Source organism: Kitasatospora sp. NPDC059648, assembly GCF_042734825.1.
Taxonomy (GTDB): Bacteria; Actinomycetota; Actinomycetes; order Streptomycetales; family Streptomycetaceae; genus Kitasatospora.
This window is the reverse complement of record NZ_JBHWDU010000003.1, coordinates 136,843-163,471: the sequence shown is the minus strand read 5'-3', so window position 1 is coordinate 163,471 and position 26,629 is coordinate 136,843. Positions and strand designations below refer to the sequence as shown.

The 26,629-nt window shown below is 71.7% G+C and carries 30 protein-coding genes; 14 read left to right on the top strand and 16 right to left on the bottom strand.

The annotated features are described in order from the left end of the window. Positions 1 to 111: 111 nt before the first annotated feature. Positions 112 to 1,008, bottom strand: a complete 897-nt coding sequence (mqnP, locus tag ACFV1W_RS03540) for a menaquinone biosynthesis prenyltransferase MqnP (protein ID WP_380412690.1) — start codon at positions 1,006 to 1,008, stop codon at positions 112 to 114. Beyond that, positions 1,005 to 2,462: a menaquinone biosynthesis decarboxylase gene (locus ACFV1W_RS03535; protein ID WP_380412688.1), complete on the bottom strand. Its 1,458-nt coding sequence runs from the start codon at positions 2,460 to 2,462 to the stop codon at positions 1,005 to 1,007. The genes mqnP and ACFV1W_RS03535 overlap by 4 nt, the downstream gene beginning before the upstream one ends. A 95-nt stretch (positions 2,463 to 2,557) precedes the next feature. On the opposite strand from ACFV1W_RS03535, the gene ACFV1W_RS03530 reads away from it, so the two are divergent. The 4 genes from ACFV1W_RS03530 to ACFV1W_RS03515 all read left to right on the top strand — a co-directional run bounded on the left by ACFV1W_RS03530 (position 2,558) and on the right by ACFV1W_RS03515 (position 6,175). Then, the gene (locus ACFV1W_RS03530) at positions 2,558 to 2,998 is read left to right on the top strand and encodes a PLD nuclease N-terminal domain-containing protein (RefSeq protein WP_380412686.1); all 441 of its coding nucleotides are present in this window, start codon (positions 2,558 to 2,560) and stop codon (positions 2,996 to 2,998) included. A gap of 451 nt (positions 2,999 to 3,449) precedes the next feature. Next, a complete protein-coding gene (locus ACFV1W_RS03525; protein ID WP_030284248.1) occupies positions 3,450 to 5,051 on the top strand; it encodes an acyl-CoA carboxylase subunit beta in 1,602 nt (533 codons plus the stop codon). Between the two features lie 75 nt (positions 5,052 to 5,126). Beyond that, a complete protein-coding gene (locus ACFV1W_RS03520) occupies positions 5,127 to 5,336 on the top strand; it encodes an acyl-CoA carboxylase epsilon subunit (protein ID WP_380412684.1) in 210 nt (69 codons plus the stop codon). A 227-nt stretch (positions 5,337 to 5,563) separates the two neighbouring features. Beyond that, positions 5,564 to 6,175, top strand: coding sequence for a ScbR family autoregulator-binding transcription factor (locus tag ACFV1W_RS03515; protein ID WP_380412682.1), 612 nt, complete (start codon positions 5,564 to 5,566; stop codon positions 6,173 to 6,175). A gap of 24 nt (positions 6,176 to 6,199) precedes the next feature. Here the strand turns inward: ACFV1W_RS03515 and ACFV1W_RS03510 are convergent, their stop codons facing one another. Continuing rightward, a complete protein-coding gene (locus ACFV1W_RS03510) occupies positions 6,200 to 6,817 on the bottom strand; it encodes a ScbR family autoregulator-binding transcription factor (protein WP_380412680.1) in 618 nt (205 codons plus the stop codon). Between the two features lie 349 nt (positions 6,818 to 7,166). Between ACFV1W_RS03510 and ACFV1W_RS03505 the strand changes: the two genes are divergently transcribed. Next, positions 7,167 to 8,231: a ScbA/BarX family gamma-butyrolactone biosynthesis protein gene (locus ACFV1W_RS03505; protein ID WP_380412678.1), complete on the top strand. Its 1,065-nt coding sequence runs from the start codon at positions 7,167 to 7,169 to the stop codon at positions 8,229 to 8,231. A 19-nt stretch (positions 8,232 to 8,250) separates the two neighbouring features. Here the strand turns inward: ACFV1W_RS03505 and ACFV1W_RS03500 are convergent, their stop codons facing one another. From ACFV1W_RS03500 to hemL, 7 genes are all read right to left on the bottom strand, one after another. Continuing rightward, positions 8,251 to 8,655 (bottom strand): hypothetical protein, encoded by a 405-nt coding sequence (locus ACFV1W_RS03500; RefSeq protein WP_030284256.1) that lies wholly within the window; start codon positions 8,653 to 8,655, stop codon positions 8,251 to 8,253. 120 nt (positions 8,656 to 8,775) lie between these two features. Beyond that, complete coding sequence (gene ccsB / locus ACFV1W_RS03495) at positions 8,776 to 9,909, bottom strand: c-type cytochrome biogenesis protein CcsB (protein ID WP_380412675.1); 1,134 nt, start codon at positions 9,907 to 9,909, stop codon at positions 8,776 to 8,778. 3 nt (positions 9,910 to 9,912) lie between these two features. Continuing rightward, the gene (locus ACFV1W_RS03490; protein ID WP_380412673.1) at positions 9,913 to 11,676 is read right to left on the bottom strand and encodes a cytochrome c biogenesis protein ResB; all 1,764 of its coding nucleotides are present in this window, start codon (positions 11,674 to 11,676) and stop codon (positions 9,913 to 9,915) included. A 2-nt stretch (positions 11,677 to 11,678) separates the two neighbouring features. Beyond that, entirely contained in the window at positions 11,679 to 12,452 is a 774-nt protein-coding gene (locus ACFV1W_RS03485; RefSeq protein WP_380412672.1) for a cytochrome c biogenesis CcdA family protein, read from the bottom strand. Continuing rightward, the gene (locus tag ACFV1W_RS03480) at positions 12,449 to 13,051 is read right to left on the bottom strand and encodes a TlpA family protein disulfide reductase (RefSeq protein WP_380412670.1); all 603 of its coding nucleotides are present in this window, start codon (positions 13,049 to 13,051) and stop codon (positions 12,449 to 12,451) included. Before ACFV1W_RS03480 ends, ACFV1W_RS03485 begins: the two co-directional genes overlap by 4 nt. A gap of 151 nt (positions 13,052 to 13,202) precedes the next feature. Beyond that, a complete protein-coding gene (locus ACFV1W_RS03475; RefSeq protein WP_380412825.1) occupies positions 13,203 to 13,853 on the bottom strand; it encodes a histidine phosphatase family protein in 651 nt (216 codons plus the stop codon). 52 nt (positions 13,854 to 13,905) lie between these two features. Beyond that, a complete protein-coding gene (hemL, locus tag ACFV1W_RS03470) occupies positions 13,906 to 15,234 on the bottom strand; it encodes a glutamate-1-semialdehyde 2,1-aminomutase (protein WP_380412668.1) in 1,329 nt (442 codons plus the stop codon). A 479-nt stretch (positions 15,235 to 15,713) separates the two neighbouring features. Here hemL and ACFV1W_RS03465 point away from each other — a divergent pair, with 479 nt between their 5' ends. Both ACFV1W_RS03465 and ACFV1W_RS03460 read left to right on the top strand, forming a co-directional pair. Further along, positions 15,714 to 16,196, top strand: a complete 483-nt coding sequence (locus tag ACFV1W_RS03465; protein ID WP_072655062.1) for a hypothetical protein — start codon at positions 15,714 to 15,716, stop codon at positions 16,194 to 16,196. Between the two features lie 27 nt (positions 16,197 to 16,223). Then, positions 16,224 to 16,628: a hypothetical protein gene (locus tag ACFV1W_RS03460; protein ID WP_380412666.1), complete on the top strand. Its 405-nt coding sequence runs from the start codon at positions 16,224 to 16,226 to the stop codon at positions 16,626 to 16,628. On the opposite strand, the gene ACFV1W_RS03455 is transcribed toward ACFV1W_RS03460, so the two are convergent. From ACFV1W_RS03455 to ACFV1W_RS03445, 3 genes are all read right to left on the bottom strand, one after another. Further along, complete coding sequence (locus ACFV1W_RS03455; protein WP_380412664.1) at positions 16,613 to 18,094, bottom strand: MFS transporter; 1,482 nt, start codon at positions 18,092 to 18,094, stop codon at positions 16,613 to 16,615. The genes ACFV1W_RS03460 and ACFV1W_RS03455 overlap by 16 nt on opposite strands. 96 nt (positions 18,095 to 18,190) lie before the next feature. After that, complete coding sequence (locus tag ACFV1W_RS03450) at positions 18,191 to 18,679, bottom strand: MarR family winged helix-turn-helix transcriptional regulator (protein ID WP_380412662.1); 489 nt, start codon at positions 18,677 to 18,679, stop codon at positions 18,191 to 18,193. 63 nt (positions 18,680 to 18,742) lie between these two features. Continuing rightward, positions 18,743 to 20,026 (bottom strand): glycosyltransferase family 39 protein, encoded by a 1,284-nt coding sequence (locus ACFV1W_RS03445; protein WP_380412660.1) that lies wholly within the window; start codon positions 20,024 to 20,026, stop codon positions 18,743 to 18,745. On the opposite strand from ACFV1W_RS03445, the gene ACFV1W_RS03440 reads away from it, so the two are divergent. After that, entirely contained in the window at positions 19,977 to 20,336 is a 360-nt protein-coding gene (locus ACFV1W_RS03440) for a DUF4291 family protein (RefSeq protein WP_380412658.1), read from the top strand. The genes ACFV1W_RS03445 and ACFV1W_RS03440 overlap by 50 nt on opposite strands. Here ACFV1W_RS03440 and ACFV1W_RS03435 read toward each other — a convergent pair. Beyond that, a complete protein-coding gene (locus ACFV1W_RS03435) occupies positions 20,302 to 21,972 on the bottom strand; it encodes an RICIN domain-containing protein (protein WP_380412656.1) in 1,671 nt (556 codons plus the stop codon). The genes ACFV1W_RS03440 and ACFV1W_RS03435 overlap by 35 nt on opposite strands. Positions 21,973 to 22,215: 243 nt before the next feature. Continuing rightward, positions 22,216 to 22,455: a chaplin gene (locus ACFV1W_RS03430; RefSeq protein WP_380412654.1), complete on the bottom strand. Its 240-nt coding sequence runs from the start codon at positions 22,453 to 22,455 to the stop codon at positions 22,216 to 22,218. Positions 22,456 to 23,018: 563 nt separating this feature from the next. Here ACFV1W_RS03430 and ACFV1W_RS03425 point away from each other — a divergent pair. The 3 genes from ACFV1W_RS03425 to ACFV1W_RS03415 all read left to right on the top strand — a co-directional run bounded on the left by ACFV1W_RS03425 (position 23,019) and on the right by ACFV1W_RS03415 (position 24,122). Then, entirely contained in the window at positions 23,019 to 23,261 is a 243-nt protein-coding gene (locus tag ACFV1W_RS03425; protein WP_380412652.1) for a chaplin, read from the top strand. Between the two features lie 95 nt (positions 23,262 to 23,356). Further along, positions 23,357 to 23,626 (top strand): chaplin, encoded by a 270-nt coding sequence (locus ACFV1W_RS03420; protein WP_380412651.1) that lies wholly within the window; start codon positions 23,357 to 23,359, stop codon positions 23,624 to 23,626. A 115-nt stretch (positions 23,627 to 23,741) separates the two neighbouring features. Continuing rightward, positions 23,742 to 24,122, top strand: coding sequence for a hypothetical protein (locus ACFV1W_RS03415; RefSeq protein ID WP_380412650.1), 381 nt, complete (start codon positions 23,742 to 23,744; stop codon positions 24,120 to 24,122). 75 nt (positions 24,123 to 24,197) lie between these two features. Here ACFV1W_RS03415 and ACFV1W_RS03410 read toward each other — a convergent pair whose 3' ends face one another. After that, positions 24,198 to 24,914, bottom strand: coding sequence for a hypothetical protein (locus ACFV1W_RS03410; protein WP_380412648.1), 717 nt, complete (start codon positions 24,912 to 24,914; stop codon positions 24,198 to 24,200). A gap of 327 nt (positions 24,915 to 25,241) precedes the next feature. Between ACFV1W_RS03410 and ACFV1W_RS03405 the strand changes: the two genes are divergently transcribed. From ACFV1W_RS03405 to ACFV1W_RS03395, 3 genes are all read left to right on the top strand, one after another. Beyond that, positions 25,242 to 25,589, top strand: a complete 348-nt coding sequence (locus ACFV1W_RS03405) for a rodlet layer protein (protein ID WP_380412647.1) — start codon at positions 25,242 to 25,244, stop codon at positions 25,587 to 25,589. An 85-nt stretch (positions 25,590 to 25,674) separates the two neighbouring features. Beyond that, entirely contained in the window at positions 25,675 to 26,022 is a 348-nt protein-coding gene (locus ACFV1W_RS03400) for a rodlet layer protein (RefSeq protein ID WP_380412646.1), read from the top strand. A gap of 219 nt (positions 26,023 to 26,241) precedes the next feature. After that, on the top strand, positions 26,242 to 26,508 hold the full coding sequence (locus tag ACFV1W_RS03395; RefSeq protein WP_380412645.1) for a hypothetical protein: 267 nt from the start codon (positions 26,242 to 26,244) through the stop codon (positions 26,506 to 26,508). Positions 26,509 to 26,629: the final 121 nt, after the last annotated feature.

Below are 26,629 nucleotides of genomic sequence, written 5' to 3'. Positions count from 1 at the left end.
GTTTTTTGGGGGTGTGTGCTCCCGGGGCGTTTTTCGGGGCCTACTTTATGGGGTTGTTGCCGCCGGCCCGGGTGGCGGGGGGCCCGCGGGGTTCCGGCGGGCGCCGCGGGGTCAGATGCCGAGGCCGCGGACGACCAGGTCGACCAGGGCGAAGAAGAAGAGGGAGATGCCGACGAAGCTGTTGGTCTGGAAGAAGGCCCGGTTGAGCCTGGACAGGTCGTTGGGGCGCACGATGGTGTGCTCGTAGACGAAGGCGCCGGCGACGACCAGCAGGCCCACCCAGAACGCCGGGCCGGCGTGGCTGAGGACCGCGAACCAGCCGAGCAGCAGGGTGGTGAGGACGTGGCAGACCCGGGCACCCCGGATCGCGGCCGGGACGCCGAAGCGGGCCGGCGGGGAGCCGACGCCGTTCTCCCGGTCGGACTCGACGTCCTGGCAGGCGTAGATCAGGTCGAAGCCGCCGATCCAGATGCCGACCGCGACGCCCAGCACCACGGCCTCCCAGGACCAGGTGCCGCTCACCGCGAGCCAGGCGCCCACCGGTCCCATGGCCTGGGCCAGGCCCAGGATCGCCTGCGGGAAGTTGGTGAACCGCTTGCCGTACGGGTAGACGACCATCGGCACCACGGCCACGGGGGCGAGGGCCAGGCAGAGCGGGTTGAGCATCGCCGCGGCGCCGAGGAACACCACCAGGGCGACCGCCGACCCGACGTACGCGGTCTTCAACGACACGGCGCCGGTGACCAGTTCGCGCCCGGCCGTGCGCGGGTTCCGGGCGTCGAGCTCACGGTCGATGATCCGGTTGGCGGCCATCGCGAAGGTGCGCAGGCCGACCATGCAGACGGTGACCACGAACAGCTCGCCCCAGTGCACCCGCTTGTCGGCCAGGAACATGGCGGTCAGCGCGGCGATGTAGGCGAAGGGCAGGGCGAAGACCGAGTGCTCGATCATCACCAGGCGCAGGAAGGCCCGGGTGCGCCCGGGGGTCTCGACGGCGGCCGTGCTCACAGTCCGTACTCCTTCCAGCGACGCGAGACCAGTGCGGCCGTGGCCGGGTCCGAGGACACCATCTCCGGCCAGCCGCCGTCCCGGGTGTAGCCCTCCTCGGGGAGCTTGCGGGTCGCGTCGATGCCCGCCTTGCCGCCCCAGAACTGCTGGTAGGAGGCGTGGTCGAGGTGGTCGACCGGGCCTTCGACCACGGTGAGGTCGCGGCTGTAGTCGACGTTCCCGAACGCCCGCCAGGCGACCTCCTGGTAGTCGTGGACGTCGCAGTCGGAGTCCACCACGATGATCAGCTTGGTGAGCGACATCATGTGGGCGCCCCAGATCGCGTGCATCGTCTTCTGGGCGTGCTTGGGGTACTTCTTGTCGATCGAGACGATCACGCAGTTGTGGAAGCCGCCGGCCTCGGGCAGGTCGTAGTCGACGATGTCCGGGATGATGATCTTCAGCAGCGGCAGGAAGAACCGCTCGGTGAACTTGCCCAGCGGGCCGTCCTCCGTCGGCGGGCGGCCGACCACGATGGACTGCAGGATCGGACGGCGGCGCATCGTCACGCAGTCGATCGTCAGCGCCGGGAAGGGCTCCTGCGGGGTGTAGAAGCCGGTGTGGTCGCCGAACGGGCCCTCGGGGAGCATCTCGCCGGGCTCCAGCCAGCCCTCCAGGACCACCTCGGCGTCGGCCGGGACCTGCAGCGGGACGGTCTTGCAGTCGACCATCCGCACCCGCTCGCCCGCGATGAAGCCGGCGAACAGGTACTCGTCGATGTCGCCGGGCAGCGGCGCGGTGGCCGCGTAGGTGACGGCCGGCGGGCAGCCGAAGGCGATCGCGACCGGGAGCCGCTCACCGCGCTTCGCGGCGACCGCGTAGTGGTTGCGGCTGTCCTTGTGGATCTGCCAGTGCATCCCGATGGTGCGGCGGTCGTGCCGCTGGAGCCGGTAGAGGCCGAGGTTGCGGATGCCGGTGTCCGGGTCCTTGGTGTGGGTCAGGCCCAGGTTGAAGAAGGAGCCGCCGTCCAGCGGCCAGGTGAAGAGGGCGGGCAGCTCGTCCAGGTTGACGTCGTCGCCGGTGAGCACGACCTCCTGGACCGGGGCGTCGCCGGACTTCACGTGCCGGGGCGGGACGTGCGCCATCGAGGCGAGCTTGCCGAAGGCGTCCCGGAAGCCGGTGAAGCCCTGCGGCAGCTCCGGCCTGAGCAGGCCGGCGATCTTCTCGGAGATGTCCTCCGGGCCCTTGAGGCCGAGCGACTTGGCGAGGCGCCGTTCGGTGCCGAAGACGTTCATCGCGAGCGGCATCGACGAGCCCTTGACGTTCTCGAACAACAGCGCCGGGCCCTTGGCCTTCTGCACGCGATCGACGATCTCGCCGATCTCCAGGTGGGGGTCCACCTCCGCCTTGATGCGCCTGAGGTCGCCCTCGCGGTCGAGGGCCCGGAGAAACGAGCGGAGATCGTCGTATGCCATGCCTGTCAGTATCCGCCACCCGATAGCCTGGCTTGCGTCAAGGGCCCGGGAAGGCGCCCGCCGCTACCGCCCTCGACGGGGGGGAGATCGCAGCCGTGCTGAGGATTCTTCTGACCATCGTCCTGCCGCTCGCGCTGTGGGTGTGGGCGTTCATCGACTGCCTGGTGACGCCCGAGGGCGAGGTGAAGCACCTGCCGAAGCCGGTCTGGCTGATCGTCGTGCTGCTCTTCCCGCCGCTCGGCCCGATCGCCTGGCTGGTGGCCGGCAAGCGACGCGGCTTCCTGCCGTCCGGCGCGCCGGACGGGCGGCCGGGGCAGCCGGCCGCCGGCGGCCTGGCTGGGTACGGCGCCGCGCGGGGCGGCCGGCCGCTGGCGCCGGACGACGATCCGGAGTTCCTCGCGTCCCTCGGGAACGGGTCGTTGAAGGGGAACGACAAGGACCACGAGGACATGCTCCGGCAGTGGGAGGCCGATCTGCGCCGCCGGGAGCGCGAGCTGCGCGGCGGCGACGAGCCCGAGGACGGGCGGAAGAGCTGATCGGAGCGGTCCGCCCGCTCCCCCGGACAGCCCACCCGGCCATCTGCGGGTGGGCTGCGGTGTTTTTGGCGCTTCCCTACGACCGGGGACCGTCTGGCACGAATCGGCCCGTTCCCGGCGTCCTGGTCGAGCGGCGCTTTAGCCGGACTCCAGACGGCCGTCCTACAGTGCTGCGAGACAGCCCTGACCTGCGCTTTTCTTCACGCTCAGATCATCGGACCATCATCTGCACGACCACCCTCAGTATTCGAACGGACACCGAGCGCACCCCATCCGACCCGGCCGCTTCTGTACAGGCCTCACAGCTAAACGAACTCGACCTTGTACGGAATCGACGCCGAAACCAGCGCGCGGCCCCTCGTACAGTCATAAGTGAAGAAATTGATTCGCAGCTGGGGGCACAGCAGACGTTGGCTGTCGGACAGTTCCCTCACCCTTGGAGTGGTTCGAGATGACGGTTGTGCATGAGGCGCCGGTCGGCGGCGAGGTCCCCGAGGTCCCGGTCGACGCCAAGGGGCGGGTCGCCGAGCTCCACGAGCTCCGCGAGAAGGTGCGTCGCGGCCCGAGCGAGAAGGCCACGGAGGCCCAGCACGCGAAGGGCAAGCTGACCGCCCGCGAGCGCATCGAGCTGCTGCTGGACGAGGGCTCCTTCCGCGAGGTCGAGCCGCTGCGCCGGCACCGCGCCCAGGGCTTCGGCCTGGAGGCCAAGAAGCCGCACACCGACGGCGTGATCGTCGGCTGGGGCACCGTGCACGGGCGCACCGTGTTCACGTACGCGCACGACTTCCGGATCTTCGGCGGCGCCCTGGGCGAGGCCCACGCGCAGAAGATCCACAAGATCATGGACATGGCCATCGCGGCCGGTGCCCCGCTGGTCTCGCTGAACGACGGCGCCGGCGCCCGCATCCAGGAGGGCGTCACCGCCCTGGCCGGTTACGGCGGCATCTTCCAGCGCAACACCAAGGCCTCCGGGGTCATCCCGCAGATCTCGGTGATGCTCGGCCCGTGCGCCGGCGGCGCCGCGTACTCCCCCGCGCTGACCGACTTCGTCTTCATGGTCCGCGAGACCTCGCAGATGTTCATCACCGGCCCGGACGTGGTCCAGGCGGTGACCGGCGAGAAGATCAGCCAGAACGGCCTGGGCGGCGCCGACGTGCACGCCGGTGTCTCGGGCGTCTCGCACTTCGTCTACGACGACGAGCAGTCCTGCATCGAGGAGGTCCGCTACCTCCTGTCGCTGCTGCCGCAGAACAACCGCGAGATGCCGCCGTCCGTGGTCAGCGAGGACCCGGTCGAGCGCCGCAACGACAGCCTGCTGGACCTCGTGCCCGCCGACGGCAACCGCCCGTACGACATGCGCAAGGTGATCGAGGAGATCGTCGACCACGGCGAGTACCTGGAGGTCCACGAGCGCTGGGCGACCAACGTGCTGTGCGTGCTGGCCCGGGTCGACGGCCACGTCACCGGCATCATCGCCAACCAGCCGCAGTCCTTGGCCGGCGTGCTGGACATCAACGCCAGCGAGAAGGCCGCGCGCTTCGTCCAGATGTGCGACGCCTTCAACATCCCGCTGGTCACCCTGCTGGACGTCCCCGGCTTCCTGCCCGGCGTCGACCAGGAGCACGGCGGCATCATCCGGCACGGCGCCAAGCTGCTGTACGCGTACTGCAACGCCACCGTGCCGCGCATCTCGCTGATCCTGCGCAAGGCCTACGGCGGCGCGTACATCGTGATGGACTCCCGCTCCATCGGCGCGGACCTGTCCTACGCCTGGCCGACCAACGAGATCGCGGTGATGGGTGCCGAGGGCGCCGCCAACGTCATCTTCCGCCGCGAGATCAACGCCGCCGAGGACCCGGACGCCATGCGGGCCCAGAAGATCAAGGAATACAAGAACGAGCTGATGCACCCGTACTACGCGGCCGAGCGCGGCCTCGTGGACGACGTCATCGACCCGGCCGAGACGCGCCAGGTGATCGCCTCCGCCCTGGCCATGCTCCGCACCAAGCACGCCGACCTGCCCAGCCGCAAGCACGGCAACCCGCCGATGTAACGGCGCGGTTCGCAGCAGGCCGTACCGAGCGCCACCACACACCGCAGCAACAACAACCGGGGGAGAAACCAGGACATGACCGCTTCCGCCGAACCCCTCGTCCGCATCGTCCGCGGCAGCCTCTCCGCCGAGGAACTCGCCGCCCTCACCGCCGTTCTGGCGGCCCGCACGGCCGTCGCCCGGCCGACCGCGGCCGTCGCGCAGGTCGAGCCGATCGCCAACTGGCAGCGGCTGGAGCGCCGCCCGGCGTACTACTCGCCGGTCAGCTGGCAGCAGGCCGCCTGACGGTTCCGGACTTCCCCCGACGGCCGGTCACCCCACCCGGGTGACCGGCCGTCGGGCCGTTCCGGCGTTCCGGGGCCGGTCACCGGCGGGTGCGCACCGTTCGCACCCTTCCGATCGGGCACGGAGCGGCTCGGTAGGATGCCTACCGGACGGTTCGCGCCCGTCGCCCCGTCGGCCCCCATAGGATCGGCCGCTGCCGAGGTACAGAACTTTCCAGGGAGGCTGCGATGGCCAGGCAGGCCCGCGCGCTGGCGACCCGCCAGGCCGTACTCCTCGCGGCGGCCGAGGTGTTCGACGAGCGGGGCTACGCCGCCGCCACGATGGCCGAGATCCTGGACCGGGCCGGCGTCACCAAGGGCGCGCTGTACTTCCACTTCCACTCCAAGGAAGAGCTGGCGCTCGCCGTGATCGAGGGCCAGGGCGCCTGGATCGCCTCCTGGGTGCCGTCCTCGGACAGCCCCGTGCAGACCCTGATCGACCTCGGGTACGCGTTCGCCCGGGCGCTCCAGGAGGACCCGCTGGTGCGCGGCAGCATCCGGCTGACGATCGAGCACGGCAGCTTCACCCAGCCGCAGATCGCCGCCTACCAGGGCTGGATGGACCTGGTCCGCGAGCTGCTGGAACGCGCCCGGGAGGCCGGGGACCTCCACCCGGGGGTCGACCTGGTGGCGGCCTCCGGGGTGATCACCGGCGCGGTGACCGGGATCCAGCTGAGCTCCCAGGTGCTGGCCGACCGGCAGGACCTGATCCAGCGGATGGCCGACCTGTGGACACTGCTGCTGCCGGGGCTGGTCCAGCCCCACGCGCTCGCCCGGCTGAGCGTGGCCGAGCGCCGCTGACCGGGGCCGCCGCGCCCACCGCGCTCAGACCTGGTAGCCCCCGCAGTCCTCCGGCCCCACCAGGGCCGGCAGTGCGGCCGCCCAGAGCCGCCGGACGGCCTCCGGGGTCGGGCGCCCGACCTGGTCGGCGGCCAGCAGCACCTGACCCGCCGCCACCGTGGTGAGCAGCTCGGCGCAGGCGCGCCGGTCCGCTCCCGGGCGCAGCTCGCCGGCCCGGTCGGCGCGGTCCAGCAGGCGGTGGACGACGGCGGTGAGGCTGCGCCAGGTGGTCTCCGGTCCCGAGGTGCAGCCATCCGCTCGCGGCCCCTGGCGGCCGAGCCGGACGCCGGCCCGCACCACCACGTCCTCGCGCAGCAGCCGGGCCAGTTCGTACGAGAAGTCGATCAGCCCCTGGACGGCCCGGCCCTCGGCGCGCAGGGCGCGCAGCGCGGCCGCGCCGATCTCCCGCCCGGCGGCGGCCCGGACGCCGTCGGCCAGCGCCTGCTTGGAGACGAAGTGGAAGTAGAGGGCGCCCTTGCTCACCCCGGCCCGGCGACTGATGTCGACCAGGCTGGCGGCCTCGAACCCGACCCGCGCGAAGGTGTCCGCGGCCGCGAGCAGCACGGCCTGCCTGGTCCGCCCCGCGCGTTCCTGCTTGACCACTGACCCCTCCGGACTCCGCCGGTCGCGCTCCCCGCCCCACCCGGCTGCTGTCGGCGCGCCCTCGGTCGGTGGCGGCGCCTCGCATGCGGACGGCATCCACCGAAACCGCATGGTTGGTATCTAATCTAGCGCCTGTGCCGACCCCGCCGTCCAGCGGGGACCGCCCCCCGCCCAAGGTCTGCCCTCCGGGATTCGGGCATTACCGCAGACCAGGGGCCGGGTAGCGTGGTCCGTCCGGACACTTCGGCGGGGCCACCCCCGGCCCCAGAAGACAAACCGGGTGGTATGTATGTTTTGCTGGGGCGTCCGTAGCGGCCGCTCGACCGAGACCCTGGAGCTGGGGCCAGTCATGCCATTGATCGTAGAGCCGGGCGTTCACGGCCCGTACGCCCACCCCGGCTCCGGCCTACGTCCGAGCACGGCCCCGGGCGCCGGCTACGACTTCCACGACCGGACCGTCTCCCGGCACCTGGTGCACCGCGCCTCGGTCTCCGAGGTCTTCCTCACCGGCTGGCAGGCCACCGGCCCGTACGACTTCCTGCTCGGCGCCCAGTGGCCCCGTCTGCACGGCTTCTACCGGCTGCCCGGCGACCGCTACCACGACCCGGTGCTGATGGCCGAGACCGTCCGGCAGGCCGGGCTGCTGATCGGCCACGCCGGCTTCGGGGTGCCGCGCGACCACCACTTCGTCATGGAGGACCTCGGCTACGCGCTCGGCGAGGCGGGCCTGCCGGGCCTCGCCGTCACCGCCGGCCCGGCCTCGCTGATGCTCGCCGTCGGCTGCCAGGACGTCCGGATGCGGCACGGCCGGCTCGCCTCGCTGCGGGTGCACGCCGAGATCACCCGGGACGGCCTGCCCATCGGCCACGGCTCCGGCCAGCTGCGGGTGGTCACCCCCGCCTCGTACGAGCGACTGCGCGGCCCCGGCCGGTGCGCCGTCACCCCGCCGCTGCCGCCGGAGCCCGCCGCGCCCGAACTCGTCGGCCGGGCGCAGCCCGCGGACGTGGTGCTCAGCCCGACCCTGCGGCCGGACACCTGGCTGCTGCGCGCCGACGCCGGCCACCCGGTGCTGTTCGACCACGAGCTGGACCACGTGCCCGGGATGCTGGTGCTGGAGGCCGCCCGGCAGGCCGCCCAGCGGCTGCACCACCCCGAGCCGGTGGTGCCGGTCGAGCTGGTGTCCTCCTTCGACCGCTACATCGAGCTGGACCGGCCCTGCTCCGTCCGGGCCGTCCGCGAGCGGTCAGCGGACGGCCGCCGCACTCCCGTCCTGGTGCGGTTGCTCCAGGACGGGCGGACGGCGGCCGAGTGCCGGCTGCTCACCGAGCCGGTCGACGGTCCGCGGGTGCCGGTCCGGCGGGACGCCTTCGACGGCCGCCCCGCCGTTCCCGGCCTGCTGCCGCTGGCCAGCTGAGCCCGCCGGACGGCCTGCGTCAGGCGGCCACCAGGGTGGCCGGCCGGCCGGCGTGCATCACGCTGAGGTTGGCCGCCAGCCGGACCGGGTCCTGGGCCAGCCAGAGCCGCAGCGCCGCGCCCAGGGCGGCGCTGGCCGACTCGATCCGGACGTCGGTGATCTGGGCGATCCGGGCCGCGCCGGGCACCAGCAGGTCGGCCAGCGCGGTCGGCAGCCAGACGGTCAGCGCGCAAGGCGCCGGCGTGGCGAGGGCGCTCAGCAGCCGGTAGGCGTCCCCCGGCGCGCTGAGCGTGGGGATGATGTCCAGCAGAGCGTCGGCCACCACTTCGGACACGTCGCTGCGGTGTCCCTGGGCGAGCCGTCGGAGCAGCAGCTGCTCGGCGGCGGTGATTCGGACGGTCAGCATGACCTCGTCGCACTCCATTGCGCGATTTCCTCCTCGTTCCTCCCCGTACCGGCACGGACGGCCGGCACGAACTACCCCTGTTGCACCTCGGCCCGGCTACTCCTGCGGAAAGCCGGGCCGGTCGGTGCGCCGCCCCGGTCAGATCCCCGCGTAGGAGTGCTTGCCGGTGACGAAGATGTTCACGCCGTAGTAGTTGAAGAGCCAGCAGGCGAAGGCCGCCAGCGCCAGGTACGCGGCCTTGCGGCCCTTCCAGCCGGCCGTCGCGCGGGCGTGCAGGTAGGCGGCGTAGGCGGCCCAGGTGATGAACGACCAGGTCTCCTTCGGGTCCCACTCCCAGTACTTGCCCCAGGCGGCCTCGGCCCAGATCGCGCCCGCGATGATGGTGAAGGTCCACAGCGGGAAGACCAGGGCGTTGATCCGGTAGGACAGCTTGTCGAAGGTGGACGCGGCGGGCAGCCGGCGCCAGATCGACGGCGAGGTGCCCAGCGGGCCGGTGGTCAGGCCGGCCGCCATCCGCCTGTCGAAGGAGTCCTTGCCGAGGTACAGCAGGGTGGCGATGAACGCCGCGTAGAAGGCGCCGCCGCAGAAGATCGCGGTGGAGACGTGGATCGCCAGCCAGTACGAGTGCAGCGCGGGGACGAGCTGCTCGGAGTCGGTGTACAGCACCTGGGTCGCGATGCCGAGCGTCAGCAGCACCGCCACGGTGACCGGCAGGCCGAGCCAGCGGACGTTCTTCCGCGCGGCCAGCAGGGCCACGTACGCGGCCGTCATCGCGAAGGCGAAGGCACAGGAGAACTCGTACATGTTGCCCCACGGCCAGCGGGAGACCGAGAGGCCGCGGGCGACGATGCCGCCGCCGTGCAGCAGCAGCGCCAGGACGGTGAGCGAGATCGCGATGCGGCCGGCCAGGTCGGCCTTCTCGCTGGTGCCGGCCGCGCCCGGGCCGTCCACGTCCTCGTCGCCGCGACCGCCGCCGGTGACCACCGTCGCACCCTCGCCCGCCAGGACGGTGCGGGTGAGCGTGGTGGTGCCGCCCTTCGCCCCGGCCACCGTGACGGTGACCTTCTTGGCGGCCTTGGTCTCGGCGGCGGCGACGGTCTCGGCCAGGTTGCCCGACTGCTCCTTGGAGCGGACGGCGACCGCGCCCTTGCTGCCGAACGTCCACTCGAACATGTGGGCGAACATGGCGATCGTGTAGACCGCCATCGCCGAATAGATCAGCTTGTTGGAGAGGTCGGCCAACTGTGGGTCGACTCCCGAGGCGAGATGCACCGTCTACTCCTTGGAGTTCTGGTCGGCAGGGACTGCGGGGTCTGAGGCCTCGGCCTCGGGGTCGTCGGGTACTGCTTCGTCGGCTGCGCCCTCGGCGTCGGCTTCCGCGGCCTCGTCCTCGTCCTCCGACGCCGGGGCGTCGTCCTGGAGGTCCACCGCGAGCCCGGCCAGCTCCTCGGCGATCTTCGCCGACTCGCTGCGGGCCAGACCGGCCAGCTCCACCTGGGTGCCGCCGCCCGGCAGGGCCACCGCCCGCACCCAGATCCGGCGGCGCTGGATGAACAGCGAGCCGATCAGGCCGAGGATCGCCAGGACGGCGCCGGTCAGCGCGATCGCGTTGCCGGGCCGGTGCGAGACGTTGAAGCTCGCCCACTGCTTGTAGCCCTCGAAGGTGACGGTGCCGTAGCCGTTCGGCAGCTCCCAGGCTTGGCCGGGCTTGAGCAGGGCCTTGGCCGGCTGGCCGTCCTGCTGCAGCTGGGTCAGCTTGGAGGTGTTCAGCTGGTAGATGTTCTGCGGCAGGCCGGAGTCGGTGCCGAGGTCGCCGGAGAAGGCGTTCAGCACCAGCTCGGGGGCGGCGTCGCCGGGGAACAGCGAGATCGGGCCGGTGCCGGCGAAACTCAGCGGGGCGGTCGGCAGGAAGAAGCCGGAGAAGCCCAGCTGGGTCTTGTTGCCGTCCGGGCCGGCGCCGTAGTCGGAGACCTTCACCACGCCGGTCGAGGTCAGGTTGGCGTCCTGCGGCAGGAACGGCACGACGTCGTGGTAGACCACGGCGCCCTTGCCGTTCTTCACGGTGATCACCGGGGCGTAGCCGTGGCCGATCAGGTAGACCTTGCTGCCGCCGATCTCCAGCGGGTGGTTGACCTCGATCGTCCCCTTCCTCAGCTTCGAGTCGTCGCTGCCCTGGTAGTACTCGACGTTCGCGGTGAACTGGCGGGCGGCGCCCATCTGGTCACCGGTGTTCTGGAACTTCGAGGTGAAGTCGTCGAGCTTCAGGTAGAAGGGGTCGAGGTCCTGGTTCCCGTAGAACCGGGTGCCGGTGAAGTCGTCGAGCTGGGTGATGGTGTTGGAGTAGCCCTGGCCCTCGACCATCAGCTTGCCGCCGGTGCCGGAGGCCAGGCTGGCCCAGGCGAAGCCGCCGAGCAGCGCGAACAGCGACAGGTGGAACAGCAGGTTGCCGACCTCGCGCAGGTAGCCCTTCTCGGCGGCCACCGAGCCGCCCGACAGGCTGGCGCGGAAGCCGCGCTTGCGCAGCAGCCGGTGGGCGGCCGCGTTCACCCGCTCCGCATCCGCACCGGTGCGCCAGGCCGCGTACACCGGCATCCGGGTCAGGTTGCGCGGCGTGGCCGGCGGCTGGGAGCGCAGCACACCCACGAACTGCCAGGTGCGCGGGACGATGCAGCCGGCCAGCGAGACGAACAACAGGATGTAGATCGCCGAGAACCAGACCGAGCTGTAGACGTCGAACAGCTGGAGCTTCTCGTAGATCGGCGCGACCGCGGTGTGCTGCGCCTTCCAGGTCTGCACCTTGAACTGGTTCTGGCCGTTCTGCGGGATCAGCGAGCCCGGGATGGCGGCCAGCGACAGCAGGAACAGCAGGATCAGGGCGACCCGCATCGAGGTCAGCTGGCGCCACATCCAGCGCGCCCAGCCGAGCACCCCTATGCCGGTCGGCCCCTCGGACTCGACCGGCGCGGTGCTGAGCCGCTCCGCGGCGGTGTCGTCGTCCGGCGCCGGGGGCAGCTCGGTACCGGTCGTGGTCTTGCTCACGGTCAGATTCCGATCTGGGAGTCGGCGGTCCAGGACTGCAGTTCGCTCATCCAGGAATCCCAGATCCCGGTGACGAGCAGCAGACCGACCGCGACGAGCATGCCGCCACCGATCCGCATGACGAGCGGGTAGTGCCGCTTGACCCACCCGAAGGCGCCCAGCGCCCGGCGGAACGCCAGCGCGGCCACGACGAACGGTACGCCGAGGCCCAGGCAGTAGAAGGTCATCAGCAGGGCCCCGCGCGCCGCGTCCGCCTGGTTCAGGGACAGGGTCTGGACGGCGGCCAGGGTCGGGCCGATGCAGGGCGTCCAGCCGACGCCGAAGACCATGCCCAGCAGCGGCGCGCCGAGCAGGCCGACGGCCGGGCGGCGGTGCGAGCGCACCTCGCGCATGCTCAGGCCGGGGACGAGGCCCACGAAGGCGAGTCCCATCACCACGGTGAGCGAGCCGAGCACGATCGAGATGACCCGCTTGTGCTCCTGGAGGGTGTTGCCGAACTGGCCGAACAGCGCCCCGCCGGAGACGAAGACCACGGTGAAGCCGAGGATGAACAGCGTCGCCCCGAGCAGCATCCGGCCGCGCCTGGCTCCGCGGGCGTCGGCGAGGTCGGCGGCGGAGAAGCCGGTCACGTACGACAGGTAGCCGGGCACCAGCGGCAGCACGCAGGGCGAGAAGAAGGACACCAGCCCGGCCGCCAGCGCGATCGGCGCGGCGGCCAGCAGCGCACCGCTCTGCACGGTGGTGAAGGTGTCCGCGAGCCGGAGCGGCGCACTCACTGCTGCAGCTCCGCGACCACCGGCTGGACGATCGACTCCAGCGCCTCCTGGGTCGTCCCGCCGACGGCGCGGGCGGCCAGCTTGCCGTCGCGGTCGACGATCAGGGTGGTCGGGATGGACTGCGGGTTGAGGCTGCCCTTGGGGAACTTGAGCAGCTGGGTGCCCGCCGGGTCGAAGATGCTCGGGAATCCGACGCCCTGCTCCTGCTCGAAGCGGACGGCGTTGGTCCTGTCGGTGTCCCGGGTGTTGATGCCCAGGAACTGGACGTTCTTGTCCTTGTACTCGTCCGCGACGGCCTGGAGGTTCTTCGCCTCGGCCCGGCACGGCCCGCACCAGGAGCCCCACACGTTCAGCACCACGACCTTGCCCCGGTAGTCCGAGAGCTTGACCTGGTTGCCCTCCAGGGTCTCCCCGGAGATGTCCGGCGCGTCCCCGCGCTTGCCCGCCTCGGCCTTGGACAGGTTGGTCCCCTTGACGGTGACGAAGCCGACCTGGCCTTCGCTGCTCGACGAGCCCGAGGAGGAACAGCCGGTGAGGACGAGCGCAGCGGCGGCGACTGTGGCGGCGGCTGCGGCGACACGGGGACGGGGGCGCGTCATGGCAGACATGTGAAAAGTTTCGCATGGAGTTCCGGGCGGGTTCGGGGGGGTCCTCCCTTGCGCGCCGCACCCCCTCTGAGCTGCGAAGACTTCGGGTCACCCGGCGCTCGCCAGGTGACCCGAAGTCATACTTACGCACCCCTTACGGGCCTCAGGCGCCGAAGCTCCTGCCCACCGGCTTGTCGCCCTTGCGGCCCTTGCCCACCAGGTGCGCGGGCAGCAGGTCGCGGGCCGGCTCGCGGTAGCCGACCGAGACGATCCTGTCGCCCTCGAAGGTGAAACTGGTCAGCGAGGCCAGCGAGCACTGCCGGTTGCGCGGGTCGTGCCAGAGCCGGCGGCGCTCGACGAAGGAGCGGACGATCCAGATCGGCAGCTGGTGGCTGACGCAGACCGCCTCGTGCCCGCGGGCGGCGTCCCGGGCGGCGCCGAGCGCGCCCATCATCCGCACCGCCTGGTCGAGGTACGGCTCGCCCCAGGAGGGCTTGAACGGGTTGGTGAGGTACTTCCAGTAACCCGGGTTCCGCAGCGAGCCGTCGCCGACGCCGAAGGTCTTGCCCTCGAAGACGTTCTCCGCCTCGATCAGCCGCTCGTCCACCGCGACGTCCAGGCCGTGCGCCTTGGCGATCGGCGCGGCGGTCTCCTGGGCCCGCTCCAGCGGGGAGGCCACCACGTGGGCGATGTCCCGGCCGGCCAGGTCCTCGGCGACCCGGTCGGCCATCTGCCGGCCCAGCTCGGACAGGTGGTAGTCCGGCAGCCGCCCGTACAGGACGCCCTCCGGGTTGTGCACCTCACCGTGACGCATCACGTGGACGACGGTGATCTCTTTGGCGCTCACTTCTCGACTACTCCTGGACTCAGGCCGTTGCGGCGGCAGCGGCGCGGGCGGCGGCCGGCAGGGCGGCGGCGACCCGCTCGATCGCCCGCTCGTCGTGGCTCGCCGAGACGAACCAGGACTCGAAGGCGGACGGCGGCAGGTAGACGCCCTCGGCCAGCATCGCGTGGAAGAAGGCGGTGAAACGGTACGCCTCCTGTGTCCTGGCCTCGTCGTAGTTGGTGACCGCGGCCTCGGTGAAGAACACCGAGAACATGTTCCCGGCGGTCTGCAGCCGGTGCGCCACGCCCTCCTTGGTGAGCGCCTCGGAGACCAGGCCGGAGATCTCGGCGGAGACCCGGTCCACCGTCGCGTACACCTCGTCGGTGCAGCCGCGCAGCTGGGCCAGGCCGGCCGCGGTGGCGACCGGGTTCCCGGACAGGGTGCCCGCCTGGTAGACCGGGCCGGCCGGGGCCAGGTGGGCCATCACGTCGGCGCGGCCGCCGAAGGCCGCGGCCGGGAAGCCGCCGCCCATGACCTTGCCGAAGGTCAGCAGGTCCGGCGCCCAGCCCTCGTTCGCCGCCTCCAGGCCGTACCAGCCGGCCTTGGAGACGCGGAAGCCGGTCATCACCTCGTCGGAGATGAACAGCGCGCCGTTGTCCCGGCAGAGCCGGGCCAGGCCCGCGTTGAAGCCGGGCAGCGGCGGGACGACGCCCATGTTGCCGGGCGAGGCCTCGGTGATCACGCAGGCGATCTCGCCCGGGTGGGCGGCGAAGGCCTGCTCGACCGCGGCCAGGTCGTTGTACGGCAGCACGATGGTGTCGCCGGCCTGGGCGCCGGTGACGCCCGGGGTGTCCGGCAGGCCGAAGGTGGCCACGCCGGAACCGGCGGCGGCCAGCAGCGCGTCCACGTGACCGTGGTAGCAGCCGGCGAACTTGACCACCTTCGCCCGACCGGTGAAGCCGCGGGCGAGCCGGATCGCGGACATGGTGGCCTCGGTGCCGGAGGAGACCAGGCGGACCTGCTCGACCGGGGCGACCCGGGCGACGATCTCCTCGGCGAGCTCGACCTCGCCCTGGCCGGGCGTACCGAAGGAGGTGCCGAGGGCGACGGCCCGCTGGACGGCGTCGATCACGGCGGGGTTCGCGTGGCCGAGGATCATCGGACCCCACGAGCACACCAGGTCGACGTACTCACGGCCGTCGGCGTCGGTGAGGTAGGGGCCGGTGCCGGACACCATGAAGCGCGGCGTACCGCCTACCGCGCGGAAGGCGCGCACCGGGGAGTTGACGCCGCCGGGCGTGACCACGGAGGCGCGATCGAACAGCGACTGGGACTGGGGGGCTTCGTAGGGATAGCTCACGGGAGACATGGTCTCAAATCGTGTCCTTGAGCTCTGCATGTCCGGCCCGATCATCTGGAACGATGATCCGGGCACCGTTGTCTGTACGGTTGTGCGTGACGGTTGTCCGTGGCGGTCGTGCACGGGCGGGGCCGCTGGCTGTTCCGGAGCACGGACCAGTCAGACTGTGTGCACAGAGTGCGCGAGCGCTCCGGTTGTGTACAGGGGCGTGGAGAGGACTGCTGTGTGCCGCGAGTGGGTACGGCCCGCGAGTAGGCACGGCGGCGCATGACGGGTAAGGAGCACGTCCGGTGGGCGCCGGGCGTGCGGGGGTCTGTCGATTCCGGCGAATTCCGGTGAGGATGGTCCGAGTGTCCGAGGCGCAGGACGGCTTCGACGAGGCGGCGGGTGGCTCCCGCAGGCCCGCCGAAACCGCACGCGGGGGTACGGGAGCGGGTACGGGTCGTGGTCGTCGCGGCGGCGAGAGGCGGGGTGAGGGACGCGTGGGGGTGACCTACAAGTACTTCGGCGCACCGGACCGCGCGACCGCCGCCAGAGTCCCCACCGCGCTCGGTCCGGGCGGGCTCGGCCTGGACGCCGGCGAACTCGGCGCGCTGGGGCGGCTCGGCGACCTGATGGAGACCAGCGGCTCCCCCACCGGCCACCTCTCCACCAAGATCAAGCCGGAGACCATGAGCGCCATGGTCCTCACCGGCATCCAGGGCGTTCCGCTGCACCAGGTGCCGCCGCTGGAACTCGTCGTGCTGCACCCCGACTACGCCGTCGTCCAACTCCCTCACAACGTGGTCGAGCCGCTCCGCAAGGCGGACGAGACCGAGCTCGGCGCCGCCGCCTTCATCTGGTCCACCGTCCCCGACCGCCGCGGTCCGCGCGACGCCTTCGTGATCTATACGATGCTGCACGAGTGGCAGGACTTCGCCAACCGGCTGCACGAGGCCGGCCACCAGCTGTACTGCCTCGTCTGGCCGTAACAGGGGCACATCTCGGGGGAAGAGTTCATGACGTACGCGGCACCGGCCACAGGAGAGCCCTCCCGTGGCCGGTTCGAAGCCGTCCACCCACTGCTGCTGATGGGCGTCGGACTGGCCTGCAGCTGGTGGTCGGCCGACGAAGTCCGGGCCGTGCAACGCCTGTTGAGCAAGTGCCAGGACAGTGACGGCGCCCCCGGCTACGTCCTCCCGCTCGGCTGGACGGGTGTGGCGCTGAGCGCCCTCGCGACCTTCTGGGCCGTCTGGATCGTGGTGGCCGCGTTCCGGCGGCGCTCGATGGTGCGGGCGGGCTTCCTGCACGGCGTGCTGGTGGCCCTGCTGCCCGTCCTGGTGGTCGCCGTCGCGGTCCAGGCCGTCAGCGCCGGGGACAACGGCGACTACACCCACCACCGCCACCACTACTGCGCCGGCTGAGGCCGATCCCCTTGGCGGTCGGCCGGGTTGACGGTCGGCCGGAGCACCACCGCCGCCAGCACCAGCGCCACCGCGAGCAGCCCGGCCGCCACCGTGAAGGCGAGCCGGAAGCCGCCGGTGAGCGCCTCGGCCGCCGGGTGCCCGGCGGCGGTCAGGGCTCCGCTGCGGCCGTCGGCGAGGGTGGTGAGCACCGCGACGCCGAGCGCGCCGCCGACCTGCTGGGTGGTGTTGAACAGGCCCGAGGCGGTGCCCGCGTCCTCCGGCCCGGCGCCGGACATCCCGAGCACCGCGAGCGCGGACAGCACCAGCCCGCCGCCGCCTATCAGCAGCATGGTCGGCAGCAGGTGGACGGGGTAGTCGGCGTCGGCCGGCAGCCGGGCCAGCAGTCCGAGCGCGACGACCAGCATCGCGAGGCCGGCGAGCAGCACCGCGCGCTCGCCGAACCGCGCGCCCAGCCGGGCGGAGAGCAGCAGCGACACCGCCCCGATGGCGACCGCGGCGGGCAGCATCGCGAGGCCGGTGGCGGCAGCGCCGTAGCCGAGGACCTGCTGCAGGTACAGGGCGACCAGGATCTGGAAGGCGAACATCCCGGAGATGGTCAGGAGCTGTACGGCGTTGGCGCCGGAGACGTTGCGGGAGCGGAACATCCGCAGCGGCAGCAGGGGTTGGGCGGCCCGCGCCTGGCGGAGCAGGAAGGCGGCCAGCAGGACGAGCGAGAGCGCGCCGAGCCCGAGGGTCCGGGCCGAGGTCCAGGCGTGGGCGCCGGTGCCGACGATGGTGTAGATGCCGAGCATCAGGGCGGCGGTGATCAGTGCGGCGCCCAGGGCGTCGGCACCGGCCCGCAGGCCCGGGCCGTCGTCGGCAGCCAGCACCCGGACGGCCAGCAGGGCCGCGGTGAGGCCGAGCGGCAGGTTGATCAGGAAGATCCAGTGCCAGCTGAGGGCCTGGGTGAGGACCCCGCCGAGGACCTGGCCGATCGAGGCGCCGGCCGCGCCGACGAAGCTGAACGCGCCGATCGCGCGGCCGCGCTCGCCCGGCTCGGGGTAGAGCGTGACGACCATGCCGAGGCTGACCGCCGAGGCCATCGCGCCGCCGACGCCCTGGAGGAAACGGGCGGCGATCAGCATCCCCTGACCGGTGGCGACGGCGCAGAGCAGCGAGGCGGCGGTGAAGAGGGCGAGTCCGGCGACGAAGACGCGCTTGCGGCCGATCAGGTCACCGAGCCGGCCGGCCAGCAGGAGCAGGCCGCCGAAGGCGATCAGGTAGGCGTTGACCGTCCAGGTGAGGTCGGCGGGCGAGAAGTGCAGGTCGCCCTGGATGGCGGGCAGCGCGACGGTGACGATCGAGCCGTCCAGGACGATCATCAGCATGCTGGCGCAGAGCACCGCGAGGGCGAGGGCGCGGGGGCGGGGGCGGGCGGGGGCCGCGGGCGCCGTGTCGGGCGCGGCCGGGGCGTGCGTGGTCATGGCGGTCTCCCGGTTCGTCGAGTACCGGGAAGGAAGCTATCAGATTGTTTTGTTCGGGACTATCTATCTCGGGAGCAGATGCGCGGAGGCGAGGCGTCAGCTCCGGGAACGGCGGGCACGGCGGACGGCGCGTTCGCTTTCGACCGGCTCCGCCAGGTGCCCGTCCACCAGGCGGGCCAGGGCGGAGACGAAGACCTCCCGCTCCGGCTGCGGCAGCGACTCCAGCAGCTCGCGATGGACCCGGTCGGCGATCGCGGTGCCCTGCACGACGGCCCGCTCGCCCGCCTCGGTGACCGAGATGATCCGGGCCCGGCGGTCGGTGGCGGACGGGCGGCGCTCGGCCAGGCCCGCCTTCTCCAGCTCGTCGACGGTGACCACCATGGTGGTCTTGTCCAGGTCCGACAGCTCGGCCAGCTGGATCTGGGTACGCTCGGCCTCCTGCGCGTGGAACAGGACGCAGTACGCGCGGGGGGTGATCCCGAGCTCGGTGAAGGCCGCCGCCATCCGGGTCGCCAGCACGTGGCTCGCGTGGTCCAGAAGGCCGGAGATGTCACGGATCTGGCGCACGGGCGGGATCGTCGTCATGCGTCCGAGGTTAGCAACGGCCCGTCTGCTGCCGGATGATCCCGTAGCCAACCAACGCCGGGCCTACGGGATGCCCAACTCGAACAGCGCATAGCCCGCGTACCAGCCCGCCGCGATCACCGGCATCGCGAACATCCCGACCAGCGAGGAGGTCCGCACCCGGCGCAGTGCCACCGCCAGGCCGATGAACAGCGGGAAGGCCGGCAGCAGGTAGCGCGAGATGTTGCCGAAGATCTGGTTGCTGCTCAGCGCGGTGAAGATGGTCAGTGCGGTGTACACCCACAGCACCAGCGGCGGGCGGGCCTGCCGGAGCAGCACCAGCAGGCCGGGCAGGGCGATCAGCAGCGCGATGGCGATCAGGTCCGGCACGGGGTTGGACTGCCAGAAGTCCCAGTGACCGGTGATCACGTCCATGATCGTTCGCAGGGTGGAGGCGCCGAAGTCGAAGTAGCGGTTCCAGGCACCGCGCTGGAGCTTGAAGTAGCCGCCCCAGTCGCCCATCCGCCAGCCGACCCACGCGACGTAGCCGATCAGGCCCCACGGGGTGATCAGCACCGCCGTCAGCGGGCGGCCCACCCCGTCGGTGCGGCGGACCAGCGCGACCAGCGCGGCGATCGAGACCGCGGCGATCAGCGCGGCGGCGGTCGGCCGGTTGAGGCCCGCGACCAGGGCCAGCAGGCCCGCGGCGATCCAGCGACGGGTCATCACGCAGTAGCAGGCCCAGGCGGAGAGCGCGACGAACAGCGAGTCCGAGTAGACCGCCCACTCCACGCCCGAGCCCGGGAACAGGCCCCAGATCACCGCGGCGATCACACCCGCCCGGAAGCCGGCGAGCCGCTCGGCGATCGCGAAGATCCCGGCCGCGGCGACCAGCGAGGCCAGCACCGAGACCACGATCCCGGAGCCGTACGGGCCGAGCCCGGTCACCGCGCCGACCAGCCGCATCAGCCAGGGGTAGAGCGGGAAGAAGGCGGCGGAGTTCTCGTAGTAGGTGGCCAGCGGGAAGCCGTGCAGCGGGATCAGCTGCGGGTCGTACCCGTTCTCCGCGATCCGCTGGTACCAGATGCCGTCCCAGGTGCCCAGCACGTCCCAGGCGTGGGCGCCGCCGCCGCGGCCGACCTGCTTCTTCAGGTAGTCGCCGGTGTGCTCCAGCAGCACCAGGAAGACGGTCAGGCCGATCGCCTTGACCACCGCGTACGCGCCGAGCGCGGGCGCGAAGCGGTCCACCAGCACCCCGAACCGCCCGGGCGCACGGCCCGTCCGCTCCTCGGAGCGCTCCCCCGTAGCCACCGGCTCGGTGCTGGACGGCTCAGTGCTGGACGACTCCGTACTCGATGCCGTGCTCATCTGCTCTGGGTACTCCCCGCCCCGCTCATGGTGCGCGCGGCTCCGGCGCAACGACGTTCCCGTGAGCCTACGGCACGGCCTCGACCGGGCGCTGGAGCGGGCCGTGCCGAGCGCCTGCACCCGGCGGGTGCACGAGTCGCAGGCGGAGTGGAAGCGGGAGCTGCGGCGGAGCCCGGTGCGGGTGCAGTGGGATCCGGCACTGCTGCCGGTCGGACGCCCTGCCCGACGAGCGCGGCCGTCGCCGCCCGGCTGGGGCGGCGACGGCCTGAGCCACGTCAGCCGTGGACGTAGACGATGCCGAGCTTGGTGAGCTGCCAGAGCTGGGCGGGGGCGCCGGTGTCGGTGACGAGTTCGACGTAGGGGTTGCCCTTGGCGTCGAGGGTGGCGCCGGTGGCCAGGACCTTGGTCTGGTCGGCCGAGTCGGCGATCTTGTAGTTGCCGTTGCCGGCCGGCTTGAACACCCAGTGCTGGTTGGCTCCGCCGTTGCAGCCCCACTGCTGGATCCGGGTGCCGGGGGCGGTGGCGGCGGCGTCGGCGTCCAGGCACATGCCGCGGTTGCCGCTGAAGTCCAGCTCGTAGCTGCCGCCGGACTTGGCCTCCAGGACGAAGGACTGGTTCAGCCCGCCGGCCGCCGGGTAGCTGATGGCGGGCCGTCCGTCGGTGGAGTCGCCGTAGGTGCCGCCGCCGGAGAGGTCGAGCGCGTTGCCGGTGGCCGCGTTGGTGAGCTGGTACCAGGAGCCGTCCTCGGGGACGTCCCCGAAGGGCTTGCCGGGCGTGAGCGGCTGGATCGACGTGGTGTTCTGCTGGTTGAGCGTGCAGTACGCCTCGGTCTGGTCGGGCCTGGCGAAGAACTGGCCGAGGCAGACGCCCTCACCGCGGTAGCCGGCCACCCGCAGGTGGTACGACTGGCGGACCATGTTCATGCACAGCCCGGGGATGCCGATCTGCGAGTCGCAGCCGTTGCGCGCCCACTCGGAGAGGTTGATGACGTCCCCGTTGGAGTACTCGTACGGGGACGTCGTCCACTCCGCGCACACCTCGTGCCCGAAGGCGACCCGCCGCTGGTCCAGGTACCGCACGCCGGGCACCTGTTCGGCCGCGCCGCGGAGCGCGTCGCTGAGGGTGGGGACCACCCAGTTGTGGCCCCAGGCGAGGTCCTCGGGGAAGGCCGGGCAGCCGTCGGCGATCTTGCCCAGGTAGTCGTTGCGCCGGATGTCCGGGGTGATCGGGTTGAAGTACGACTGGTAGACCAGCTGGTACGAGGAGTCGGCGTAGCCCGCCTTGCGCATGGTCTGCCGGATGTTCTGCAGCGCGGCGACGACCTTGGGCTGGACCCGCTGGGCCCGCCGGCGGATCTCGTCGCTGCCGATGGTGTCCCGGCAGCCCTGGTCCTTGGGGATCGGGAAGTACTGCGCCAGGCAGTGCATCATGATGCCGCTGAAGTCGAAGTCGTCGTTGGCGCCGATCGTGACGACGACCATCTTGACGTCGTACTTGCTCGCCGTGTCGGCGAGTTTGACGTCCTGCTTGGGCTCGCCGAAGTCTCCGCTGCCGGAGCCGGTGATCTTGGCCAGCTCGGGGTCGCTGACCAGGTCGCCGGTCTGGGCGCCGGAGCAGGCGAGGTCGATCGGGGTGACCCCGGGGATGTCGGTGACGAAGATCTCCGACTTGGGGTGCCGGTGGCAGTAGTTGGTGGGGGTGTCGGTCTCCGGGAAGTAGCCGTCGCCGGTGTCGGTGCCGGCGCCCTCCCCGGAGATGGCGCTGTCGCCGAGGGCGACGATCGCGGCCGGGCGGGTGGCGGCCGGGGCCGGGGCGTCGTCGGCGAGGGCGGCGGGAGCACCGGCCAGGCCGAGGGTGGCGACGAGGACGCCGGTGGCGAGCAGCGCGGCGGACCGGGACGAGCCCGTTCGCGCTCGTCGCGCCGCGGACGTGCGGAACCTGATCACACGCGACTCCTTGCGGGGCGGGGGAACCGCCGGGCCAGGGGGTGCCCGGCGGTGCGGAGCAAGAGAGGTGCCGAAAGGTGAGCAGGTCTCGCATTCTAGGTACTGACAAGTAGTGCAACAAGACTCGTGACAGCACGGGGAACTGACCCGTCGTCCGCCGTACGGACGCGGAAAAGCCGCCGCTCCGCGCCCCAGGAGGGAAGCGCGGAACGGCGGCTCTCACCGGCCGAACCGGGTGGGGAATCAGCCAGCGTTGAGGCAGTGGTTGCCGAACGCGGGGTTCAGCGCACCGGTGACGCCGACGGTGTTGCCGCACAGGTTGATCGGGATGTGGATCGGAACCTGGATCTGGTTCCCCGAGATGACACCGGGGGAACCAGCGGCGACACCTTCGGCGCCCGCGCTGGCCATGGCGGTGCCGGCGCCGGCGCCCACGATGCCCACCACGGCCGCGCCGACGGCGGCGGTCTTCTTGATGCTCATGCGAGCCTCCTGACTGTTCAACAGAGATGCACGGGGAGTGCGACATCTAGAACGAGACCTGTCCGGGGCGGTTGCGACGGCGCCCGCACTGTCACCCGTCCGGAGCAATAGGGCCGCTGAGCGGTGCATTCGGGTGATCGGCGGGTCGGACCGTTTCCCCCCACGCACTGCCTCGTTCTCCCCCACGGAAGACGATCCACCCGGCCCTACTCAACGAATCGAGCACCACCCATGCGCAGCTCGCCCATGGCCTCGTCGGCACCGAGGCCACCGGCAAGTCGGTCAGCATGGCGGGCCCCCCGGAACCCGGCGTTCGGTGACACCACCTGAACGCCTGACCGGGGATTCCTGATCGCGACCCGGACGTTCCCGGCCGTGCGGGAACGTCTGCGGGGCGCCGGAAAAACGCGGCGGCTGCGTCGACGCCCGAGCCATGGGCTGAACACGCCGGTGTGCGCCGTCGGAGTGACATTCACGGAAATCCCTGAAGCCTTCGGGTGAGTATTCCTGCTCGCCCGACTCCCGACATCTCACTTCCGTCGGGCAGAAATCGGAGGAGAATCATGCGCAACTTCCAGAAGGCCGCTGCCCTGTCGGTGGCCGCCACCGGCCTGGTGCTCGGTGCCGCCGGCGGCGCGTTCGCCAGCGCGGGCGCCGAGGGTGTGGCCGCCGGCTCCCCCGGTGTCGTCTCCGGCAACCAGATCCAGATCCCGGTGCACATCCCGATCAACCTTTGCGGCAACACCGTCGACGCCGCCGGCCTGCTGAACCCGGCCTTCGGCAACAAGTGCGCCAATCTCGGCTGACCCGGCAACCGCCGACTCACCGTGCCCGTGCCGCGCTCCGCAGCGCCGGGGCGCGGGAAACGCTCCACCCTTGTGTGATCGAGGAGATCAACCCCATGCAGAACATGAAGAAGGTCACTGTCCTCTCCGCCGCCGCTGTCGGTCTGGTGCTGGGCGCGGCGGGCTCCGCCGCCGCCAGCGCGGGCGCCCAGGGCGTTGCCGCCGGCTCCCCCGGCGTCGTCTCCGGCAACCAGGTCCAGATCCCGGTGCACGTCCCGATCAACCTTTGCGGCAACACCCTCAACGCCGCGGGCCTGCTGAACCCGGCCTTCGGCAACACCTGCGCCAACGTGGAGGTGCACCCCAAGCACGACGACGACTGCTGATCCCCGATCGGCACGTGTTCCGGCCGAACTGCCCCCCGACCAGCAGGCCGGGGGGCAGTTCGGCATTCCCGGGCGGGCGGTCCGGGAAAACCCGATCCACCGAAGGGTGAACCGCATGGTTTCGATGAAGAGCGGGGCGGGCCTGGCCGCCGCCATGGGTGCCGTGGTGCTGCTCGGCGCCGGTTCGGCCCAGGCCGCCACCCCGTCCGGGCAATCGCCCGCGGCCGGCCCGGCCTCGCTGGCCAAGACCGACGTCGGGCAGGCGCTGAACGGGACGACGACCGGGCTCGGCTACGGCGTCGCGCCGCTCAAGAGCCTGCGCCTGGACCCGTGGGCCAACTCCTCGGCCGACGTGCTCAACAACGGCGCCACCATCCAGCCCGACCAGGGACTGGCACCGGTCGGCACCGGCACGCTGACCGGTCCGCTGAGCGCGGGCGGTGGGGTCAAGGACCTCCCGCTGGTCGGCGGGCTGTCCGGCGTCCTGCCGGGCTGAGCGGCCGGACGCGCCGGAGCCCGGCACTCCTGGCCACCAGGCGGGGTGCCGGGCTCCGGCGCGTCCGGGACGGGCTCAGAGCCGGGTCAGTCCGGCCAGTCGCGCCAGGCCGCTCTGCTGCACCAGGCCGGCGGCGGTGCCGGTGGCCGTTTCGGTCGCGCTGGTCTGCTGCAGCACGCCGGTGGCCGTGGCCGTGGTGGTGTCGGCCAGGTCGTTCACCGCCTCGGTGGCGGAGAGCCGCTCCTGGTCGCCGCCGAGGCTCGCGGTGGCTCCTGGGACGGTCTGCACGGCGGCGGGCACCAGCCGCGGGTCCACCTCGTCCACCCGGAGCCGGCCGTCGGCGAGCTGGCCGGTGCCGTCCTGCACCAGCGCCAGCGGCTTGCCCACGTCCAGGCCGGGGGTCTTGGCCTGGAGCGGCGCCGCCGGGGCCTCCAGCAGCACATCGCCGAGGTCGGCGCTCTGGTCGACCAGCGGCAGCGGCAGCTGGGCCCTGGCGCTCGGGCCGAGCTTGCCGGTGGCCAGCTGGGGCACCGGGTGCTCCGGGACCATCCCGTTGTCGGTGGTCCGGCCGGGCGCCGGCGGCATGACCAGCGTGGTCGGGATGCCGGCGGTGACGCGGCTGCCCAGCGGGATCAGCGGTACGTCCGCCGGGACCTGCTGGGTGGACAGCTTGTCCTCCAGGGCTCCGACCTGGTCGGGGCCTACCTGGGCGGCGGAGGCCGCCCCCTGGGAGGCGAGCACGCCCGCACCGACCGCCAGCAGCATCGCGCCGGCCCGCTTGGAGAACTTCATGCTTTTCACCGTTCTACCTGTCCGTACTGGGGACGTCCTGGGGATCCAGGACTGGAGATCCATCGGGGAGGGCTGCGGGGCCGCAGCCGGAAAGCAATCTGCGCAACGAATGACCAGGAGTTCGGATTGCGGGCGTTAACCGATTCGGCGCAATAATCCCATCGGAAACCGTCCCCGGACGCGCCTCCCGGACCCTTTTCAAAAATCCCCGTAACCTTCCGTGCCGTCATTCTTTGATCTGGATGTCAGTGACTGCAGACCGGGTCTGAGCGTTCGACGCGTTGCTACGCACAGAAACCGAAAAGCATTTCAGAGAGGGATCTCCCCATGATCCAGAAGTCCTTCGCCGCCGCCGGCCTGGCCGTCGCCGCGCTGGCCGCCGCCGCCGCGCCCGCCTCGGCCATCGGTGACTCGGACGGCGCCGCCGCCACCATTCAGGGCAACGGCGGCAGCAACTTCACCGGCACCGTCGGGAACAACAGCCCGAACTTCCACTTCCTGGACAACGCGAACGTCTGCCTGCCGGAGATCCACAACATCGCCATCGCCGCGGCCGGGGGCGTCGCGGTCCCGATCGAGATCCCGATCGCCAACAGCGGCGGCAAGCAGTACTGCACCCAGGGCCAGGGCACCCAGAGCCACGGCGACGCGGGCGTGTCCCACCTGATCGGCTGACGGTCCCCGCTCAGCTCACCCCTGCACCACCCCCCGAACCACCCCCGAATCGCTCCCCGATTCACCCCCGAGAGGAAAACCGGAAATGATCAAGAAGTCCCTCGCCGCCGCAGGCCTGGCCGCCGCCGCCCTCGCGATGTCCGCGGGCTCGGCCTCCGCCATCGCCGACTCGGACGGCGCCGCCACCTCCGTCCAGGGCAACGGCGGCACCAACCAGACCGGCACCCACGGCAACAACAGCCCGAACTTCCACACCCTGGACAACCCGAACATCTGCCTGCCGGAGATCCACAACATTGCCGTCGCCGCCGCGGCCGGGCTCGCGGTCCCGATCGAGGTGCCGGTCCTGAACAGCACCCCGAAGCAGATCTGCAACGTCGGCCAGAACACCCAGTCCTCGGGCGACGCGGGCATCTCGCACCTGATCGGCTGATCAAGGGACATGGCACGGACGGAGGGCCCGGGGAGGAAGGTCTCCCCGGGCCCTCCGGGCTTGACCGAAGCGTCCGGCCGGGCCGCCGAACGGGTGCGACCCGGCCGGGTGACCGTCCGTCCGGACCGGCGCGTGGGGTGCCGGGCCGCACGGGCCGCTGTGATCACGAGTCAGAGGCAGGCGCCCCGCGGGGGGCGCTCCCACAGAGAGGGAAGATCCATGAAGAGCAAGCTGGCCAAGGCCGCCCTGACCGCCACCGCCGCGCTGGCGCTCGCGGGTGCCGCCACCCCGGCGTTCGCGCACGTGGGCCTGGAGGGCGGCGGCGGCATCGTCGCCAGCGCCGACGAGCCGTTCCTGGCGGGTGGGGGCTTCGGCGTCGCCCACACCTCCGACATCATCGCCGGCGGTGGGGGTGGCGGCGCCGCCACCTCCACCGACCTGGTCGGCGGCAGCGAGGGCTTCGCCCACATCAACGGCTGGAAGTAAGCGGGAACCGGAAGGGCGGGGCCCCCCCCGGGGCCCGCCCGGCGGGGGGTGGCCTGGGCAGCCGGTGCGACCCCGGCGTATGGAAGACGGGGGGCGCGCCCCCCCCCGGGGGGGGGGTGAT

Coding starts and splice junctions, on each gene's coding strand:
- ACFV1W_RS03400 (WP_380412646.1), top strand. CDS start 25,675: ATGATCAAGAAGTCCCTCGCCGCCGCAGGCCTGGCCGCCGCCGCCCTC.
- ACFV1W_RS03395 (WP_380412645.1), top strand. CDS start 26,242: ATGAAGAGCAAGCTGGCCAAGGCCGCCCTGACCGCCACCGCCGCGCTG.
- ACFV1W_RS03455 (WP_380412664.1), bottom strand. CDS start 18,094: ATGACCACGCACGCCCCGGCCGCGCCCGACACGGCGCCCGCGGCCCCC.
- hemL (WP_380412668.1), bottom strand. CDS start 15,234: ATGTCTCCCGTGAGCTATCCCTACGAAGCCCCCCAGTCCCAGTCGCTG.
- ACFV1W_RS03520 (WP_380412684.1), top strand. CDS start 5,127: ATGACCGCTTCCGCCGAACCCCTCGTCCGCATCGTCCGCGGCAGCCTC.
- ACFV1W_RS03425 (WP_380412652.1), top strand. CDS start 23,019: ATGCGCAACTTCCAGAAGGCCGCTGCCCTGTCGGTGGCCGCCACCGGC.
- ACFV1W_RS03450 (WP_380412662.1), bottom strand. CDS start 18,679: ATGACGACGATCCCGCCCGTGCGCCAGATCCGTGACATCTCCGGCCTT.
- ACFV1W_RS03405 (WP_380412647.1), top strand. CDS start 25,242: ATGATCCAGAAGTCCTTCGCCGCCGCCGGCCTGGCCGTCGCCGCGCTG.
- ACFV1W_RS03480 (WP_380412670.1), bottom strand. CDS start 13,051: ATGACGCGCCCCCGTCCCCGTGTCGCCGCAGCCGCCGCCACAGTCGCC.
- ACFV1W_RS03445 (WP_380412660.1), bottom strand. CDS start 20,026: ATGAGCACGGCATCGAGTACGGAGTCGTCCAGCACTGAGCCGTCCAGC.
- ACFV1W_RS03505 (WP_380412678.1), top strand. CDS start 7,167: ATGCCATTGATCGTAGAGCCGGGCGTTCACGGCCCGTACGCCCACCCC.
- ACFV1W_RS03430 (WP_380412654.1), bottom strand. CDS start 22,455: ATGAGCATCAAGAAGACCGCCGCCGTCGGCGCGGCCGTGGTGGGCATC.
- ACFV1W_RS03475 (WP_380412825.1), bottom strand. CDS start 13,853: ATGCGTCACGGTGAGGTGCACAACCCGGAGGGCGTCCTGTACGGGCGG.
- ACFV1W_RS03535 (WP_380412688.1), bottom strand. CDS start 2,462: ATGGCATACGACGATCTCCGCTCGTTTCTCCGGGCCCTCGACCGCGAG.
- ACFV1W_RS03460 (WP_380412666.1), top strand. CDS start 16,224: ATGACGTACGCGGCACCGGCCACAGGAGAGCCCTCCCGTGGCCGGTTC.
- ACFV1W_RS03410 (WP_380412648.1), bottom strand. CDS start 24,914: ATGAAGTTCTCCAAGCGGGCCGGCGCGATGCTGCTGGCGGTCGGTGCG.
- ACFV1W_RS03525 (WP_030284248.1), top strand. CDS start 3,450: ATGACGGTTGTGCATGAGGCGCCGGTCGGCGGCGAGGTCCCCGAGGTC.
- ACFV1W_RS03500 (WP_030284256.1), bottom strand. CDS start 8,655: ATGGAGTGCGACGAGGTCATGCTGACCGTCCGAATCACCGCCGCCGAG.
- ACFV1W_RS03415 (WP_380412650.1), top strand. CDS start 23,742: ATGGTTTCGATGAAGAGCGGGGCGGGCCTGGCCGCCGCCATGGGTGCC.
- ACFV1W_RS03420 (WP_380412651.1), top strand. CDS start 23,357: ATGCAGAACATGAAGAAGGTCACTGTCCTCTCCGCCGCCGCTGTCGGT.
- ACFV1W_RS03515 (WP_380412682.1), top strand. CDS start 5,564: ATGGCCAGGCAGGCCCGCGCGCTGGCGACCCGCCAGGCCGTACTCCTC.